General features: G+C 34.9%; 17 protein-coding genes. 5 read left to right on the top strand and 12 right to left on the bottom strand.

Going from position 1 to position 17,597, the window contains the following annotated elements; all coding sequences use genetic code 11:
• A complete protein-coding gene (locus tag VBZ51_RS01305; protein WP_416575823.1) occupies positions 1-2,238 on the bottom strand; it encodes a c-type cytochrome in 2,238 nt (745 codons plus the stop codon).
• Positions 2,239-2,298: 60 nt separating this feature from the next.
• Positions 2,299-3,117 (bottom strand): SDR family oxidoreductase, encoded by an 819-nt coding sequence (locus tag VBZ51_RS01310; RefSeq protein ID WP_416575824.1) that lies wholly within the window; start codon positions 3,115-3,117, stop codon positions 2,299-2,301.
• 393 nt (positions 3,118-3,510) lie between these two features.
• Between VBZ51_RS01310 and VBZ51_RS01315 the strand changes: the two genes are divergently transcribed.
• On the top strand, positions 3,511-4,341 hold the full coding sequence (locus VBZ51_RS01315; protein ID WP_262493727.1) for a DMT family transporter: 831 nt from the start codon (positions 3,511-3,513) through the stop codon (positions 4,339-4,341).
• Between the two features lie 59 nt (positions 4,342-4,400).
• Here VBZ51_RS01315 and VBZ51_RS01320 read toward each other — a convergent pair whose 3' ends face one another.
• Positions 4,401-4,592 (bottom strand): hypothetical protein, encoded by a 192-nt coding sequence (locus VBZ51_RS01320; RefSeq protein WP_215996374.1) that lies wholly within the window; start codon positions 4,590-4,592, stop codon positions 4,401-4,403.
• A 274-nt stretch (positions 4,593-4,866) separates the two neighbouring features.
• Here VBZ51_RS01320 and VBZ51_RS01325 point away from each other — a divergent pair, with 274 nt between their 5' ends.
• Positions 4,867-5,403 carry a YSC84-related protein gene (locus VBZ51_RS01325; RefSeq protein WP_058103624.1) on the top strand — a complete coding sequence of 179 codons (537 nt, stop codon included), beginning with the start codon at positions 4,867-4,869 and terminating at the stop codon, positions 5,401-5,403.
• A 60-nt stretch (positions 5,404-5,463) separates the two neighbouring features.
• Here VBZ51_RS01325 and VBZ51_RS01330 read toward each other — a convergent pair whose 3' ends face one another.
• From VBZ51_RS01330 to VBZ51_RS01340, 3 genes are all read right to left on the bottom strand, one after another.
• A complete protein-coding gene (locus VBZ51_RS01330; protein WP_074672582.1) occupies positions 5,464-6,282 on the bottom strand; it encodes a glucose 1-dehydrogenase in 819 nt (272 codons plus the stop codon).
• A gap of 145 nt (positions 6,283-6,427) precedes the next feature.
• Complete coding sequence (locus VBZ51_RS01335) at positions 6,428-8,047, bottom strand: sodium:solute symporter (RefSeq protein ID WP_416575825.1); 1,620 nt, start codon at positions 8,045-8,047, stop codon at positions 6,428-6,430.
• An 8-nt stretch (positions 8,048-8,055) separates the two neighbouring features.
• Entirely contained in the window at positions 8,056-9,117 is a 1,062-nt protein-coding gene (locus tag VBZ51_RS01340) for an aldose epimerase family protein (protein ID WP_416575826.1), read from the bottom strand.
• A 470-nt stretch (positions 9,118-9,587) separates the two neighbouring features.
• Here VBZ51_RS01340 and VBZ51_RS01345 point away from each other — a divergent pair, with 470 nt between their 5' ends.
• Together VBZ51_RS01345 and VBZ51_RS01350 are read left to right on the top strand one after the other, a co-directional pair.
• Positions 9,588-10,280 carry an NUDIX hydrolase gene (locus VBZ51_RS01345; RefSeq protein ID WP_091606163.1) on the top strand — a complete coding sequence of 231 codons (693 nt, stop codon included), beginning with the start codon at positions 9,588-9,590 and terminating at the stop codon, positions 10,278-10,280.
• A 74-nt stretch (positions 10,281-10,354) separates the two neighbouring features.
• Entirely contained in the window at positions 10,355-11,374 is a 1,020-nt protein-coding gene (locus VBZ51_RS01350; RefSeq protein ID WP_416575827.1) for a LacI family DNA-binding transcriptional regulator, read from the top strand.
• Between the two features lie 79 nt (positions 11,375-11,453).
• Here VBZ51_RS01350 and VBZ51_RS01355 read toward each other — a convergent pair whose 3' ends face one another.
• The 4 genes from VBZ51_RS01355 to uxaC are packed head-to-tail and all read right to left on the bottom strand — an operon-like array spanning position 11,454 to position 15,640.
• On the bottom strand, positions 11,454-12,749 hold the full coding sequence (locus VBZ51_RS01355) for a TRAP transporter large permease (RefSeq protein WP_058104300.1): 1,296 nt from the start codon (positions 12,747-12,749) through the stop codon (positions 11,454-11,456).
• Entirely contained in the window at positions 12,749-13,207 is a 459-nt protein-coding gene (locus VBZ51_RS01360; protein ID WP_305522657.1) for a TRAP transporter small permease, read from the bottom strand. Before VBZ51_RS01360 ends, VBZ51_RS01355 begins: the two co-directional genes overlap by 1 nt.
• Before the next feature lie 6 nt (positions 13,208-13,213).
• Positions 13,214-14,191, bottom strand: coding sequence for a TRAP transporter substrate-binding protein (locus VBZ51_RS01365; RefSeq protein ID WP_091606168.1), 978 nt, complete (start codon positions 14,189-14,191; stop codon positions 13,214-13,216).
• Between the two features lie 42 nt (positions 14,192-14,233).
• Positions 14,234-15,640 (bottom strand): glucuronate isomerase, encoded by a 1,407-nt coding sequence (gene uxaC, locus VBZ51_RS01370; RefSeq protein ID WP_416575828.1) that lies wholly within the window; start codon positions 15,638-15,640, stop codon positions 14,234-14,236.
• Between the two features lie 468 nt (positions 15,641-16,108).
• On the opposite strand from uxaC, the gene VBZ51_RS01375 reads away from it, so the two are divergent.
• Positions 16,109-16,330 carry a hypothetical protein gene (locus VBZ51_RS01375; protein ID WP_058104301.1) on the top strand — a complete coding sequence of 74 codons (222 nt, stop codon included), beginning with the start codon at positions 16,109-16,111 and terminating at the stop codon, positions 16,328-16,330.
• Between the two features lie 119 nt (positions 16,331-16,449).
• Here the strand turns inward: VBZ51_RS01375 and VBZ51_RS01380 are convergent, their stop codons facing one another.
• Both VBZ51_RS01380 and prmA read right to left on the bottom strand, forming a co-directional pair.
• Positions 16,450-16,725, bottom strand: coding sequence for an ATP-dependent Clp protease adaptor ClpS (locus VBZ51_RS01380; RefSeq protein ID WP_027064640.1), 276 nt, complete (start codon positions 16,723-16,725; stop codon positions 16,450-16,452).
• Positions 16,726-16,746: 21 nt separating this feature from the next.
• Positions 16,747-17,583 carry a 50S ribosomal protein L11 methyltransferase gene (gene prmA / locus VBZ51_RS01385; protein ID WP_416575829.1) on the bottom strand — a complete coding sequence of 279 codons (837 nt, stop codon included), beginning with the start codon at positions 17,581-17,583 and terminating at the stop codon, positions 16,747-16,749.
• Positions 17,584-17,597 lie beyond the last annotated feature (14 nt).

Raw genomic sequence — 17,597 nt, forward strand, 5'->3', positions numbered from 1 at the left:
CTATTTTGTATCTAAAGCTTGTAATTCCGGTTCGGTAAACTCCATCCCCGTAGATGATTTTACGTTTCGCAACTCACTAATTCGCTTGTTGCTTAAACTTCTGGATCGATCAGAAAAAGCATTGGTTACATATGATATAATATTGGCAATATCTTGATCGCTTATAGATTCATTTCTAATAAGTCCGGGCATTGCCAAATTTATATCATAACGTTCTCCATTTACATGAACAGGACCTTCCAATCCGTGTAATATAATCAATGCCAAACGCTCTGTATTCTTAACATGCTCAGATCCCATAAGTGGTGGTGCCAAACCATCAATACCTTTACCATCTGCACCGTGACACGAGGCGCAAATTTGAAAAAACATTTTAGATCCACTAGTACGCGTATCTTCACGTATTACTTCACGAGTATAAATAGCATTCTTCTTATCAGATTTTCTATTGGTAATCGCATTTTCAAGTTTACTGAGGAAAGGGGTGTTTTTGAGGTTGTTCTTTATGACCGGATCATCATATAAAACGGTATCTATCTTTTCCAATCCACTGATTGTAGCATCTATTACAGTGGTATTCATCTCCCTTCGCTTTAAAATTTTGGTCAACAAAGGCTGAAATCGATGGTTATCAATTTTAACCCAGTGACCTAGAACATTGGCTAGGTATACATCAAAACCTAATTCATTCCTATCTAAAGCACTCTTAAAAATATGACTTGCCTGTTCAATTGACTTTTCTGAAATAAAATCTTTTGAAATCATCAAAGCATGAGAAGCTACATCACTATTACTTTTTTCTATAACACTTACAAGAAAATCAAAGGACAAGGCATTCCAGCCTTCTAAAACGTAAAGTGCATGTAGTTGACCTAAAGGATTCTTTTTGTTCAATGCAAGGTCTTTAACATCGTCAATAACCGTTTTCAGCTCCTTAAAGATTAAAAAATGCTGGGCACGATCACGAATCCATCCATTATCACTTTGTAGCAATGAAACCAATTCACTAGCATTTAAGGTATCAAAATCCGTTAAATTATTACTAGTTGCATTATTATGGGATACCTTTAAAATCCTTCCGAAGTTAACAATCGTATCCAATTCTTTAGCTTTTGCTTTATCCCGTAGATACGGACTCATATATGCATGATGCCCGATCATACCTCTATGCATATCTACCACATACACACTACCATTGGGACCGTTCTTTAAGCTTACCGGTCTAAACCCTTCATCTAAAGAGGTTATAAATTCCTTATTCTGCCAAACTTGTTCCGCTTTGGTAGCATCTCCCGTAAAGTTTAAACGCAAACGCTTTATCAAATTTCCTTCAGGAATACATACGAAAACATTCTCGGAATAAGATTGAGTAAAACTCCCGCCTCTATAAACCAATGGACTACAAGCTGCCGTAGCATTGACGAGTAAGCTATCCGCATTCAAAACTCCCTTTGCATACCCTCTATTTACAGACCCTGCAAAAGCAGGATACACCCTTTGATCATTGGTCAATAGTTTATCTACGCTAGTTTTAGGTGTATAATATTGGTTATCTATCAGCGTATTTGGCAACACATAATCTCCCAATAAAATTCTAGAATTATCATTGTAATAAAGTCGGCCAAAATTATCGTGGGTAATGCCCCATTGCCCTCTAAAGGTAGTGGGTTCTTTTTTCCAAACACCATCAATTCTTCGATATCTAAAATTAGACTTTGCATTATATATCCAATTATCAATATTCAGTTCCAATCCGTTTGGCTGGTGCTCCGGGTTACCTTCAACCGCATAAATTGAATCAACCATAACTTTATTTACCGGCTTATCATTTTCAATATCCACGAACCATAAATACGGAGGTTCTGCATACAGTAAACCACCATAAACGTGCGCCAAGGCACGAGGCATTACCAAACTATCCATAAATATTTTAGAATGATCTGCAACACCGTCTTCATCCAAGTCTTCAAGAATAACAATACTGCCGGAAGGTTCCTCTTCACCTGACCCTTGAAGATCGTTCATATACCCAGGCATTTGTGCTACCCAAATTCTACCTTTAGCATCAAAATCTATGGCAACAGGAGCTTTGAGAAGTGGTTCTGCCGCCAAAACCTTTAAGTTGAATCCGTCCTCTACAACATATGAATCTAAAGACACTTCTGTTTCATTATAACCTGAATTACAAGAGATTAAAAGACAGAAGAAAACAAGTAAACTATAAAAAATTAAGCGCATGAAAATTAATGGTAAATTAGGTAATCGATTACAAGAATAGCCAAACTTTAAAAATTGTATTTACACTCCAGAAAAGGAAGTAAAGCCACCATCCACATCAAAAATACTACCGGTTACAAAACTAGATGCATCACTAAGCAAGTAATGAACCATACCATTTAACTCAGACGCATTTCCAAATCTACCCATTGGAGTATTTTTAATTATACTGTTACCTCTTTCTGTAAAAGAACCGTCCTCATTGGTCAACAAACGTCTATTTTGATTACCTATAAAAAACCCGGGCGCAACGGCATTTACCCTAATTTTATCTCCATGTTTAGAAGCCAGTTCATTGGCCATCCATTTGGTAAAAATATCCACTGCACTCTTGGCCATTGAATAACCAAGAACTCTAGAAATAGTTTGTTTTGCGGCCATTGAAGAAATATTTACAATTGAGCCATAGCCTTGCTCTACCATTAATTCACTTAAAATTACAGTTGGTATAACCGTACCGAATAAATTAATATCAACAACCTTTCTAGTATCACCCATAGAAATATCCCTAATTGTTTGGTCTGGCTTTAAGGTTGCTCCCGGAATATTACCGCCAGCTAAGTTTACTAGTCCGTCAAGATGCTTAAAATCAGCTTTTATTTTATTTTTCAGCTTAACAAGTTCAGACTCGTCCATGACATCGACCTTAAAAACGAATGTACTATTTGGTACCAGCGCATTCAGCTCGTTCTGTTTATCCTTTAATTTATCTTCTGATCTTCCTAACAATAAAACTTTAGCACCATTCTCAACTAAATATTGGGCAATGGATCCACCTAAGGTTCCTGTCCCGCCTGAAAGTGCATAATTTTTATCTTTTAAGGACAACAATTCGTTCATTTTATCTGTATTTGTGTAATTGAAATTAAGATTTTATTATTCATCAGTACTAGCTACAATGTATCTGCATTGTACCGCCAAGTTAAGGGAATTATCAAAAACTTCCCCTACCATTGTGGCTATTATAACAATTACCATAAAATAATTCTGTCAAATTTCAAGACCTTTAAAATTAAAACTTCCCTTAATTAATTTGAAGGACATTAAAATGCTAAGAAATGATCGGTTTTATTCTTAGTTTAATGAAGAAACTACTCTAATTCCATAGAACAACTTCTTTCAAGCATGTAAAATTATCAAAGTGATAAAATTTTATTGAGAAATGTAATTATCAGCGTTTAACTAGAAGATTTCAAATACAGGCATTTACCTTTGCACTGATAATTTTGAACTGTGAAGAAGGCCATTTTGTTTATGATCATTAGTACGTTTTCATTTAGTTTAATGAACTCGTTCGTAAAATACCTAAGCCATTTTCCCACCTTTGAAATTGTATTCTTCAGAACCATTGGCTCTTTAATTTTAGGAACATCATACATAATAATCAAGAAAATCCCAATATTGGGTAACAACCGTAGATTCATGATATTTAGAGCTCTTGCGGGATTAACCGCTATGAGCCTGTTTTTTATGTCATTGCAATATTTACCTGTTGGCACAGCAGTATCGTTAAGATATCTTGCTCCCATTTATGCCGCTATTTTTGCAGTATTATTACTTAAAGAGAAACTAAAACCTATTCAGTGGTTGTTATTTCTTTTTGCTTTTGGCGGAGTTTTAGTCCTTAAAGGTTTTGACAACACTATTAATTCAACAGGCTTACTTTTGGTTTTGGCAGCGTCCGTATTTAGTGGTCTGGTTTATGTACTTATTAGAAAAATTGGGAACAATGACCACCCAATGGTCATTGTGAATTACTTTATGTTCACAGGTACCGTAATAGGCGGGTTGTTAAGTATAAACAATTGGATTACCCCAACCGGCATAGACTGGCTTTTATTATTAAGTTTAGGCATTTTTGGATTCTTTGGACAAGTTTTCATGACCAAAGCATTTCAAATTGCACAAACAAATTTAGTGGCACCATTAAAATATATTGAAGTTATCTTCACTATTATGGTTGGCATATTTTGGTTTGGAGATATTTATTCTATTTGGAGCCTTATAGGAATACTTATGATTATAGCTGCGCTGGTTGCAAATGTCATAGTTGGCAAAAAATAGGCAATAAAAAAAGCTACAGATTATTCACCTGTAGCTTTGGTAATGGTCAGAAATTACAATTATTTTCTAGTTGTCTCTTGTTCAGCCAAGCTATTACTAACATCTTTAAGAGAGGATACAATTACTGTATTTACCTCTTCTTCAATTTCCTTAGCATTACTTATGTAATAAGCAGCTGATAAAAGTAATGCCAGAACTATTAAAAGGTTAGCTATCATTTTAGAATCAAAAAAATATTCTTGCTTTTCCATATTATCTCCTTTTAATATGTCATGAATATAAAACGAAAACTTTAAATTAACAAATATTTAAGAAATATTGAAAGCATTTAAAATGCTGTGCACAAATCATTTAGCTACTTCAAAATAAATAAAATCTCAATTTTTAACTTACAATTAACTGATTCACAAATATTTAACATGCATTTGAATCAATATTTATGTGGATAACAACAAACAATACCTGTCTTTCAAATTAACTTTGTGGTATAGAAACAATTCTAATAAATTTATAAAACTAGAACAGATGAAAATTTTAAAATCTATAACATTAGCAGCTATTTTATTTGTAGCCGTTGGAGTAAATGCACAAAGCAGTAAGGACAAAAAAGTAATTAAAGATGCCGAAAATGCAAAGGAAAAATTAATGACAATGGATGTTGGCTTAGACCAGTTCTTTAATAACTCTGCAGGATATGTAGTTTTTCCTAACGTTGGAAAAGGAGGCTTCATAATTGGTGGAGCATCGGGGAACGGTGTAGTATATGAAAATGGCGAAAAGGTTGGTATGGCCGACCTAAAAAAATTAAGTGTAGGTCTACAAGCAGGCGGACAAGCCATTACGGAAGTAATCTTTTTTGAAACCGCTGAAGATTTAGCCGAGTTTAAAGAAGGAGACTTTGAGTTTTCTGCTGAAGCTTCTGCAGTTGCACTTAAATCTGGTGTTGCTGTGAACGCAAAGTATAGAGATGGTGTTGCCGTTTTTGCTTTACCTAAAGCAGGTTTAATGGCAGATGCATCTGTAGGTGGTCAAAAATTTGATTACACTCCTTTGATGCAATAATTAATTCTCATTAAAATAACTAATAGCCACCCAATTGGGTGGCTATTTTTTTGTTTCCAATTACCCATTAGCAGTAAAACCTGGATAACAGGTCATACCCCCATCGACGAAAATGGTAGTTCCGTTTATATATTCAGATTCATCCGATGCCAACCAGCTTGCTACACTTCCTATATCATCGGGCACTCCAATTTGCTTATAAGGTATTAATTTTAACATGCCATCTCTACCTTCTTGGGTACTCCATACATCCTTATTGATATCTGTTTTAATAGCACCGGGTGCAATGGAGTTACAACGTATCTTATCCGGTCCGTATTCCTGACAAATAGTTTGCATTAGCATGACCAAACCACCTTTACTTGCTGCATAATTAGCATGACCGGCCCATGGTATTACTTCATGTACAGAACTCATATGAATTAATTTTCCCAATGAATTGGAAATATCAGGTCGCATTCCCCTTCTCTTAAATTCTATTATAGCCTCTTTTGCGCAAAGAAATTGACCGGTGAGGTTTACATCTATCACTCGCTGCCAATCAGATAATGGCATTTCATGCAATGGATGATCTAATTGTAAACCGGCATTGGCAACACATACATCAACAGTACCAAATTTTGATATCGTTTTTTTAAACATATTCTGCACTTCATCTTCCTTGCTAACATCACATTTGACCACAATGGCATCACCACATTCAGAATTTTCACTGATCCAATGTGCTACCTCTTCAGCTTCCACTTTACTACTATGATAATTAACAACAATATTGGCTCCTTCCATTCCCATTGCTTTGGCAACCGCTTCACCAATACCATCACTAGAACCGGTGATGATACAGGTTTGTCCTACGAGTCTTTTATTTGGTTTTTGCATGTGTATATTTTTTTAGTGCTTTAAAATTAATTTTCTAAAAATCAATTCTTTATCTCTATTGCAATTATTTATAATGCACATCTATTTTAATGAAAAAAGTGCCACCTAAAATAGGTGACACTTTCCACACTAGTAAACCAAGTTGTTATTTTCCGTTGAAAAACACCATAATACCTATTACGATCAATACAATAAAAATGGAAACGGTAATATCGATCCAATTATAGCTATTCTTATTTTTATTCTTTTCTTCCTCGGTTATAGTACCAAATGTTAGGTTGACTATTTGCTCTTTATCAGGCGATTTCGTTAATAGACTAACTACTATCATAAAGATTAAGCAAAATAAGAAGAACCAAGCACCAAAAGTCAAGAAATTCATATCCCCCAGATAATATAATATCCCATCGGAATCAAAATTATCTTTAAGCAACTCTAACGCAATTCTAAAAAAGGCTACTAAAATTCCCATGATAAGGGTTGCAAAAGCTCCCGTAGCATTAATTCGTTTATAAAAAATTCCCAATAAGAATACAGCAGTAATGGGTGGTGCAATATAGGATTGTACACTTTGCAAGTATTCATATAACACTCCTGATATATTTGCCATTATCGGAATCCAAATAATACCTATAATCACCACAAAAACAGTAGCTATTTGTCCTGTTCTCACCAGTTTTTTCTCGGGTGTATTAGGACGTAATTTTTTATAGACATCAACTGTAAACAAGGTAGAACATGAATTAAATACCGAAGCCAAAGAACTCATTAAAGCTGCCAATAACCCTGCGGCCACAAGACCTCTAAGGCCTGATGGCAACAAATTACTCATTAACACCGGAAATGCTTCATCTGCACTCTCCCAATGTAATTCTCCTCGCATTTTCAACGTCAATGCAATAACTCCTGGTATCAAAAACAAAAAAACAGGTAATAATTTTAACAATGCTCCAAATATGGTACCTCTCCTTCCTTCTTTTATGTTCTTTGCCGTTAATGTGCGCTGTACAATATACTGGTCTGTACACCAATACCATATACCGACTATAGTACTTGTAATGAACAATGAAGGCCAAGGAAAATCCGGATCGGTCGCCGGTCTCCACATATTAAAATATTCTGGTCCCAAGGTATCTACCATACTTCCCCATCCACCAACTTTATCCAACCCAACGAACGTTAATACAGCAGCGCCAACCACTAATAAAATTGCCTGTAGCGTTTCTGTATATACCACAGCCCGCATACCGCCCAAAACAGTATAAAGTCCTGTTAATATGACCGTAGCTATGGCTCCCGTCCAAAAATCTATACCCAATAATGCAGAAACTACCACACCACCTGCATAAATGGTCACCGATATTTTTGTTAGCACATATGCAACAATAGAGAAAACAGATAACACCCATCTTGACCTGGCATCAAAACGTTTCTCTAAAAATTCTGGCATAGTAAACACGCCACTCCTAGCATAAAATGGTAAAAACACCCAACCTAGCATTAATACAACCCAGGCATGTATCTCATAAATAAGCAAGGGCAATTTATTACTTGCTCCCGTGCCAGCTAAACCGACTACATGTTCTGAGCCAATGTTTGATGCGAATATTGAGGCACCTACTACAAACCAGCCAACGTTTCTGCCGGCTAAAAAGTAATCTTCCGTATTATCTTCTTTTTTTCTGATTACCCATATGGCTACACCTACAAGTAATAAAAAGTAGAGTGAAATACTGATCCAATCTAAATGGTCTAACTGTTGCATGGTATGGTTTATTTAACTGTGAATTTGAAAGTGGTTTTTGTCAGGTATTTTTCTTCCGGAGTTAGTACTACAGAAGGAAAACTTGGTTGATTTGGTGCATCTGGAAAATGTTGGGTTTCAAAACAAAAGCCACTTCTTTTTGCGTAAAAACCACCGTTTGGTCTTGGTAGCGTACTATCTAAAAAATTTCCTGTATAAAATTGCATACCTGGTTGATCCGTAATTACTTCAACACCTCTGCCCGATTCTGGGTGATATGCCTTTGCTACACGCCTATACCCTTTGTCAGAATTATTCAACACCCAGCAATGATCAAAACCACCACCTAAAGTAATTTGATCGTTGTTCATGTTTATAGCTTCACTCACCAATTTTGGTATTCTAAAATCGAACGGTGTACCATCTACAACTGCCAACTCACCTGTAGGAATCAGCGAAGCATTCACTGGCACAAATTTGTCTGCATTGATCTCCACGACATGATCAATTATAGGTTGAGAGAAATCCCCCGAAAGATTAAAATAGGAATGTTGTGTAAGGTTTACAATGGTAGTTTTATCTGTAGTTGCTTCGTATAAAACATCAAGACTGTTATCAGAATTTAGTGTGTAGGTGACCGTTGTTTTTAAATTACCGGGAAAACCCTCTTCCATATCTTTACTATAGTAACTAAGTTTTAAAGAAGCCGAGGTTTTATTTTCCTGAATATCTTCAACTTTCCAAACCACTTTATCAAAACCTACCACACCACCATGTAGACTATTTTCACCATTATTTTTTGCTAGTTGATATTCGTAATTGTTTAAGATGAATTTCCCTTTTGCAATACGATTTCCATATCTTCCAACAAGAGCTCCAAAATATGGGTTAGGTTTTTCGTACTGCTCCAAGTTTTTGAAACCTAAAACAACATTCTTAATATTTCCATCTTTATCAGGAGTTTCAACAGCTGTTATTCTTCCTCCAAAAGTGATAATGCTTACTTGAATTCCGTCCAAATTATACAGTTTGTATAATTCTACCTTTTCCTTATTTACCGTAACACCATAATTACTTTTTTTAATCCTCATTGAAATTTTATCATTTTGCCAAATCCCCGTAACATATTCCATGTTGAAATCTAAATATATTATCAAAATAGCAATAATCAACACCAAATACTTAGATATATTAATTAATTTCATAATAATATGTGACAAATATTCATAAATTAATGAAAACGAACTTCTTACAATTATTAAGGAGATTTTTTTTAATTTTTTAAATCGAACTAATTTTAAATGATTCTAAATAAAAAAATACAATTATCAGATTAACATTTTCAGGGTTTACTCCAAAATTAGTTCTCCCTGCGTTTTTCACTTGCTCCCGTAATATTATCTAGATATAAAAAACCATTTACAAAGCAAATCAAAGCCTTTAAAAAACAACTAACACATTTATTAATAGCCAACTATAGAAAAAACTATAGACCTTTTCTACCAAAAACGTGGTTCAGTTCAATTGAAACTCATTAATTTAGGTTCGCAAAAAATGAATAATGGTTTTGAATAATTATCGCAAAGAGGACAAAGTACTACTTGCTATAGATTGTATAATTTTTGGATTTTATCAAGAAGAATTAAAAATTTTGCTCGTTGAACGAGACTTTAAACCAGCTAAAGGAGAATGGTCACTTATTGGTGGTTTTCTTAAAATGCAAGAAAACCTAGAAGAAGCAGCTGCCCGTATATTAAAGAACTTAACAGGCTTGAATAAGGTATATATGGAACAGGTTCATTGTTATTCTAAAATAGACCGTGATCCGGAAGAAAGAACCATTTCGGTAACCTATTTTGCCCTTATAAATATAGAACACCATTGTAAAGAATTACTGAGGCAAAACCCGATTAAATGGTTTGACATAAAAGATATACCTACATTGATTTTTGACCATAATATAATGGTTAAAGAAGCATTGACTCTTTTAAGAAATAGAATAAGTTGTAAGCCTATTGGGTTTGAACTTTTACCAGAAAAATTTACCATGCGACAGCTCCAAAAGCTTTACGAAGCTATTTTGGATACCGAACTGGATAAGCGAAACTTTATTAACAAATTCAACTCATTGGATCTATTGACAAAATTGAAAGAGAAAGATATGAGCTCCTCTAAAAAAGGTGCTTTTCTATTTGAATTCGATCAAAATAAATATCATAAAAAAGTAGAGAAAGGCTTTAGTTTTAAAATTTAAACACCCTTCTATTTTAAGACATTTTTGAGCACGGTAAGTTATTCAATCTTCGTAAATTTATCATACATTTTTCTATGAGCAAAAAGGCTACCATTTACGACATTGCAAAAGAATTGAACATTACCGCTGCAACGGTATCAAGGGCTTTGAACAATAATCCTAAAATAAGCGAAAAAACACGCAATCTTGTACTAGCTACCGCTACCAAATTAAACTACAAACAGAATAGGCTTGCATTAGCACTTAAAAGTGGTAAAAGTAAAAATGTTGGGGTGGTAGTACCTTTCATCAATAAAAATTTCTTTGCCTCTGTAATTCGTGGTATAGAAGATGAACTATATCCAAAAGGTTTTCATGTAATTATATCGCAAACCTATGAGGATAGAAACCGGGAGAAGAAAATTATACAGAACCTATTAAATGCGCAGGTAGATGGTATATTATTATCTACATCTTTTACCGAGCAGAATAAAGATGAATTCAAGGAGACCGTTAAAAAAAATACGCCTTTTATACTGTTTGACAGGGTTTTAAGGTTCAATGAAATAAGCACTGTTACCATTGATGACTACCAAGGTGGTTTTATTGCAACGGAGCATTTAATTGCACAAGGCTGTAAAAAAATTGCCCACTTTGACGTTGACCAAAGTATTGAACTTTACCAACATAGATTTAAGGGATATAAAGATGCACTGGCAAAACATAACATACCCTTTAGAAAGGAATATGTAATTTCCTTGCAAAGTAATATGGAGGCAGGTAAAGATGCGGCAAAAACGCTTATGAATTTACCAGAACCACCAGATGCCATATTTTCATCTACAGACAACGGATTGTTAGGTGCAGTCAAATACTTACAAAGTAAATCTATTAGAATACCAGAAGATTTAAGCGTTGTAGGTTTTAGTAACGAACCCTTTACGCAATTTATGGAACCATCAATTAGCTCTGTAGATCAGTCACCATTGGAAATGGGAAAAATGGCGGCAAAGGTCTTTTTAGAACAAATTGAAAATGATTCAAATAAAAAAGTTCAGAACAATGTGGTGCTGCCAGCAAAATTAATTGTCAGAAAATCGTCCAGCAAAATATAAAGATTATTGGACTATTTCTCTAGAAGTATTCTTTTTAGCTTCAACAATTCCCACATAATCAATAAGACTTTCTTTAATCCTACAAATCAAATAAACTTGGTAACCATAAGCTCAATTGTGGAATATAAGTGACCAAGAACAGTGCAATGATCATTGCAATAAACAAAGGCAATAATGGTTTAAACACTTTTTCAATAGTAGTTTTAGCCACACCTACTCCAACGAAAAGTACCGAGCCTACGGGCGGTGTACATAAACCTATACAAAGGTTCAAAACCATAATAATACCGAAGTGAACGGGATCAAGTCCTAACTTGGTTACCACAGGTAAAAATATCGGTGTAAAGATCAGAACGGCGGGAGTCATATCCATAAAAATTCCCACAAAGAGCAATAGTAAGTTTATAATCAAAAGAATCACAATTTTATTCTCACTTAAGCTTAATAGTCCAGAGCTGATATCTTGCGGAATATTTTCATAGGACAAAGCCCATGACATGCACATTGATGAACCTATCAATAACATAACAATTGCCGTAGTGGCAGAAGAATCCAGTAAAATCTGTGGTAGTTTAGGCAAGGTAATTTCCTTATATATAAAACCTAAAATTAAACTGTATAGCACGGCTATGGCGGAGGCTTCAGTAGCGGTAAAAATTCCCGTTACAATACCGCCAATTACTACCACAAGCATAAAAAGACTTGGCAAAGCATCTATAAATGTTTTACCTACTTGTTTAAAACTGCTACGTTTACCTACCTTATATTTTTTCTTTTTTGCCCAAAAAGCTGCCACGATCATTAAAAAAAGCCCGGTCATAATTCCCGGAACGTATCCAGCCAAGAACAGGGCAGCTATAGATGCTCCCCCACTTGCCAATGAATATACGATCAACACATTACTAGGCGGAATTATTAAACCAGTTGTAGCAGATGTAATGTTGACCGCTGCGCCAAATTCTTTTGAATAGCCTTCTTTTTCCATTTCAGGTCCAAGTATACTACCCATTGCTGATGCAGAAGCCATAGCAGACCCTGCAATAGCACCCATTAACATTGCGGCTATGACATTTATTAAAGCTAAACCACCGGGAAAGGCACCAACTAAAGTTTTGGCAAAGGCGATTAGCCTATGGGCTATACCACCCTTATTCATAAGTTCGCCCGAAAGCACAAAGAACGGAATTGCCAAGAGGGCAAAACTATCAAGCCCCGTAGCCATCCGTTGAGATACCGTTGTAAATGCAGGCATTGCGGGTATACTTACCAGCATGGTCAACAATGAAGAAATAGCGATACTCCATGCTACCGGCGTACCAATGGATAGCAAACATATGAAGCTCAACACTAATACTAGAATAGGTAAATGCTCCATCATGATTTCATATTTTTAAGGTCAGAAATTTTGTAATACATAATCAGTAATCCGCTAATGGGAATTATGATATAAACCAATGCCAGAGGTACTTGCAATGCAGGTGATTGTTGCCCCAGTACATATGAGATGTAAACCAAACGAGACCCTCCGACCACAAAAGCGAACAATACAAATAGTATTACCAGAATGGTTACAATTATCTTTAACTTTTTCTGTGTTTTCTCATTTTGCCTAAGTGGTAAAATATCAATAGCAACATGAAGATTACGACCCGACACATATGCCGCACCTAGAACGCCGATCCATATCATTAAATAACGAGCAAGCTCATCTGTAAATGAACTGGGGTTACCGGTAACATATCTTGTAAAAACTTGCCATAGTACGTTAATTACCATAACCGACATAATCAGCACCAAGGTCTTGCCTAAAACGGCGTCTATTTTATTTCGCATAGCAGACTATTTTGTTTCTTGAATTTGTTTGATAAGTGGATATATATCCTGATCATCCTTATAACCTTCATAGATATCTTTTACCTTTTCCGCAAAAAGTGATTTATCTGGTCGAATAATTTCAACACCAGCCTTTTGAACTTCACGTAAAGCTTCCTCTTCTGCCTCTGCCCATAAAACACGCTGGTATTTTACAGATTCTTTTACCGATGCACTCAACCATTTTTGCTCTTGCTCATTCAATTTATTCCATACATAAGTACCAATTAACAGAACATCTGGCAGCACCGTATGCTCATCTAATGAGTAGTACTTACAAACCTCATAATGCCTTGACAGGTAAAAACTAGGAGGATTATTCTCGGCGCCATCAACAACACCTTGTTGTAAAGATGTATAAAGTTCACCCCAAGAAATAGGAGTTGGCGATCCCCCAAGAGCCTTGACCATGTTCACTGCCGTTGCACTTTCCATTACCCTTATTTTTTCCCCGACCAGATCTTCTGGTTTTTCTATTGGCTTGTTCATGGTATAGAAACTGCGACTGCCAGCATCATAATAGCCCAAACCTTTTAACCAATATTGCTCCCCTTCGTTCAATAATTGCTCGCCTATAGGTCCATCAAGTACACTGAAAGAATGTTGACGATCTCTAAAGAGAAAGGGAAGACCCAATACCTTCATTTTCGGTGCAAAATTCTCCAATACCCCTACAGAAACTTTTGTCATATCTAAACTACCTATTTGCAAAAGCTCCAAACACTCTCTTTCCGTTCCTAATTGTTGACTAGGGTATATTTCAAGTTTAAGTTTACCACCGGAACGCTCCAAGAGATCTTCACCCATTTTAACCATTGCCTTATGTACCGAATGGCTAACGTCTAAACCATGCCCCAGCCTTAACGTCTTTGCTTCATTCTGTATATCACAACCTAAAAAGGTAATGACCAAACTTAGTAGCGATAGCAATTGTATACTTTTCATTGTATGGTTTTAAACGGTTTAAAGGAACCTGAATATTAGTATTTAAAATTTGAAGTACTCTTTAGCATTATAATAACTTATATCTTGAATGATTTTACCTACCAAATCAAAATCTTGAGGCAGCTCTCCCCTCTCCATTTCTTGACCAAAAAGATTACAAACAATTCTTCTGAAATACTCATGCCTGGGATACGAAAGAAAACTACGGGAATCTGTCAACATACCAATAAAACAACTAATTAGCCCCATATTGGATAAGGCATTGAGCTGCTTGGTCATTCCGTCTTTTTGATCCAGAAACCACCAACCAGAACCAAACTGCATTTTTCCCTTAACGGTACCATCATTATAATTACCGATCATTGTAGCCAGTACTTCATTATCTGCTGGATTAAGGTTATATAAAATGGTTTTGGTAAGCTTATCCTTAGAGTCCAATCTATTTAAAAATTTTGAAAGTGTCTCTGCCTGTGAATAGTCCCCTATAGAATCCCAACCAGTGTCAGGACCAAGAATTCTAGTCATTCTAGCATTATTATTCCGTAACGCTCCAAGATGAAATTGCTGAATCCATCCACGGGAGTGATATTGCTCACACAAAAACAACAATATAGAAGTCTGAAATTTTTCAGACTCTTTTAATGTCAACTGTATTTTAGTCCTTCTTTTCTGAAAAATATCTTCTATTTCCGTATCGGTAAAATTTCTAAAAGGCACATAGCTTAAGCCGTGGTCCGATAAAGTACACCCATTAGCTTCAAAATAATCTAAACGCACGCTTAGCGCATCGCACAAAGATTTATAGGAATCGATGGACACATTACTTACTTCAGATAACTTATTAATATATTCCAGATAGTTTTCATTAGATATTACAATTGCTTTATCTGGTCTAAAAGCAGTGGACACTTTCACATTAAAACCGCTATTTTTAATTTTAACATGATGATCTAAACTATCAATTGGATCTTCTGTTGTACAAATAACCTCAACATTCATTTTGGTTATTAGATTATGACAACTGAAATCTGTTGTTTGCAGCTTTGAGGAAGCCTCATCAAAGATTTCACTAGCTGTATTCTCATTCAATAAAATGTCAATATCAAAATAACGTTGCAGCTCAAGGTGAGTCCAATGGTACAACGGATTTCTTAAAGTGTAGGGAACGGTTCTGCCCCATTGGGTAAATTTCTCTTTTGCCGAGGCATCACCGGTGATATATTTTTCTTCAACACCAAAAGTTCGCATGGCACGCCATTTATAATGATCACCATCCAACCAAATTTCGGTCAAGTTTTCAAATTGACGGTTATTGGCAATATCAATTGGTGGTAAATGACAGTGGTAATCTATGATCGGCATTTGCGAAGCATAATCATGAAATAATCTTTGTGAAAATTTATTTTCCAATAAAAAATCTTCCTTAATAAATGACTTGCTAGCTACCACTGTTATACGTTTTACTTTTAGTTACATTGTCAAAAATAGAAATTGATCAATACACTTAATTACACCCTATTTCTAAATGAATACTTTCTTGGAATGCTTTAATTCTATAAACAACTCAATTTAATGCAATCGATTACACAAATATATCTTTTTTTAAAGATTTAGCAAATATTTTCGTCTAAAAATAAGATAAGGATTTTTTAAGGCGCTACTTATTAACTGATTCTTAATTTTTGAATTAATTACCCCAAATTATTCATATTTCATCAACTAAAAAGAGATTATAAACTGTTGGTATTTTTCTTCTGTCATAAAAATTGCATTTCAACCCTAAAAAAAAGACGTTAAACTGACCATTTTCGTTAAATTGTTCATAAATACTATTATCTAATAGCCTCATAACTATATACAATCGACAAAGAATTGCGTAATTTGAATATTATGTTAACTTTGAAAAAAAAGCATCACATGGAGTTACTTGAAAAAGCTCAGGAATTTGAGAGTCGAAAAATGAGCAATATGTCCACTAGTGACCGAGTAGAAGCATCAAGAGAGGCAAAAGCACTTATCTTAAGCATCAACGAAGTTTATAAAGAAACTAAGGATCCTAGTTTAATGGACGTAATGAAAAGATTAACCGAGAAAAAGAAGAAGATTGAAAAAAGATTGAATGGCGTGCCATTGGTATAATTTCGATCTAAACTTATATTTTATTTATTTTTTAGATTAATCAATAAAAAGACCCCTTATAGAAATAAGGGGTCTTTTTACGTTTATTCATTTTAAACTTTCATTTTACCGAGCTAAACTTAAGTAATTTCTGCACTAAGTCCTGCTTGTAATAATTTTGAACATTGCGGTTTAAGTTCTTCATATTCTCCAGTTTTAACCGTGCATTTTCCTTTGTAATGTACAATTAAAGAGCATTGCTCCGCCTGTTCAGGAGAATGTTCGCAAACTGAAATCAATGTATTTATTACATGATCAAATGTATTCACCTCATCATTAAAAAGAACGATTTCATTTTGCTGAACCGTCTCTTCTTCAAGGAGTAGTTCTTCGTAAATTTCTTCTTTTGTGCTCATATGAATCTCAATTAATACTAACTAATTTACATATTTTGCTGCAACCCAATTATTTCGTTCAAGGTTTTTTTCAAACTTTAACTCTAATTCGGTACATTTTTGCGAAATCATTTCTAAATCTTCGGTATAAAAACCACTTAATAATAAAACACCACCTTTATTTAAACATTTCGCATAGCTAGGTAAATCGGCCAACAAAATGTTTCTATTGATGTTCGCAATGATCAAATCATACTTTTTATCCTTTAACAAAGTAACATCACCTTCATAAACCGATATAAAATCCATATTATTTCGTGCCACGTTTTCTTTAGCATTTAGATAGCACCAATTATCAATATCTATTGCATCAATATTCGTAGCACCACGCATACCGGCCAAAATGGCTAGAACCCCTGTACCACTACCCATGTCCAAAACGGTTTTATTCTCTACATCTAACTGTAAAATATGCTGTAACATCATGTGTGTAGTTTCATGATGCCCGGTTCCAAAACTCATTTTTGGCTCAATTACAATATCATAATCTACCTGAATCTTCTCATGAAAAGGTGCTCTGATCATGCACACATCATCTACTATAATGGGCTGAAAGTTTTGCTCCCACGTAGCGTTCCAATTTTCTTGCGCAATCTCTTTATACTGGTAAGTTATCTCAAAATTGGAATTTCCAAGAATATAAATGTCATCTAAAATATCAGAAGACCAATCTGATTTTTGAATATATGCCAAAACATCATCCTCTTCCTCTACAAAACTTTCAAAACCGGCTTTACCCAATTCTGCAATGAGAATGTCTGAAGCGGGTTCTTTTGGTTTTACCGTAAAACGGTATTCAATGTATACGATATCGCTCATTATAGTTTAGTGAA

Source organism: Maribacter sp. HS, from assembly GCF_048059195.1.
Classification (GTDB): Bacteria; Bacteroidota; Bacteroidia; order Flavobacteriales; family Flavobacteriaceae; genus Maribacter; species Maribacter dokdonensis.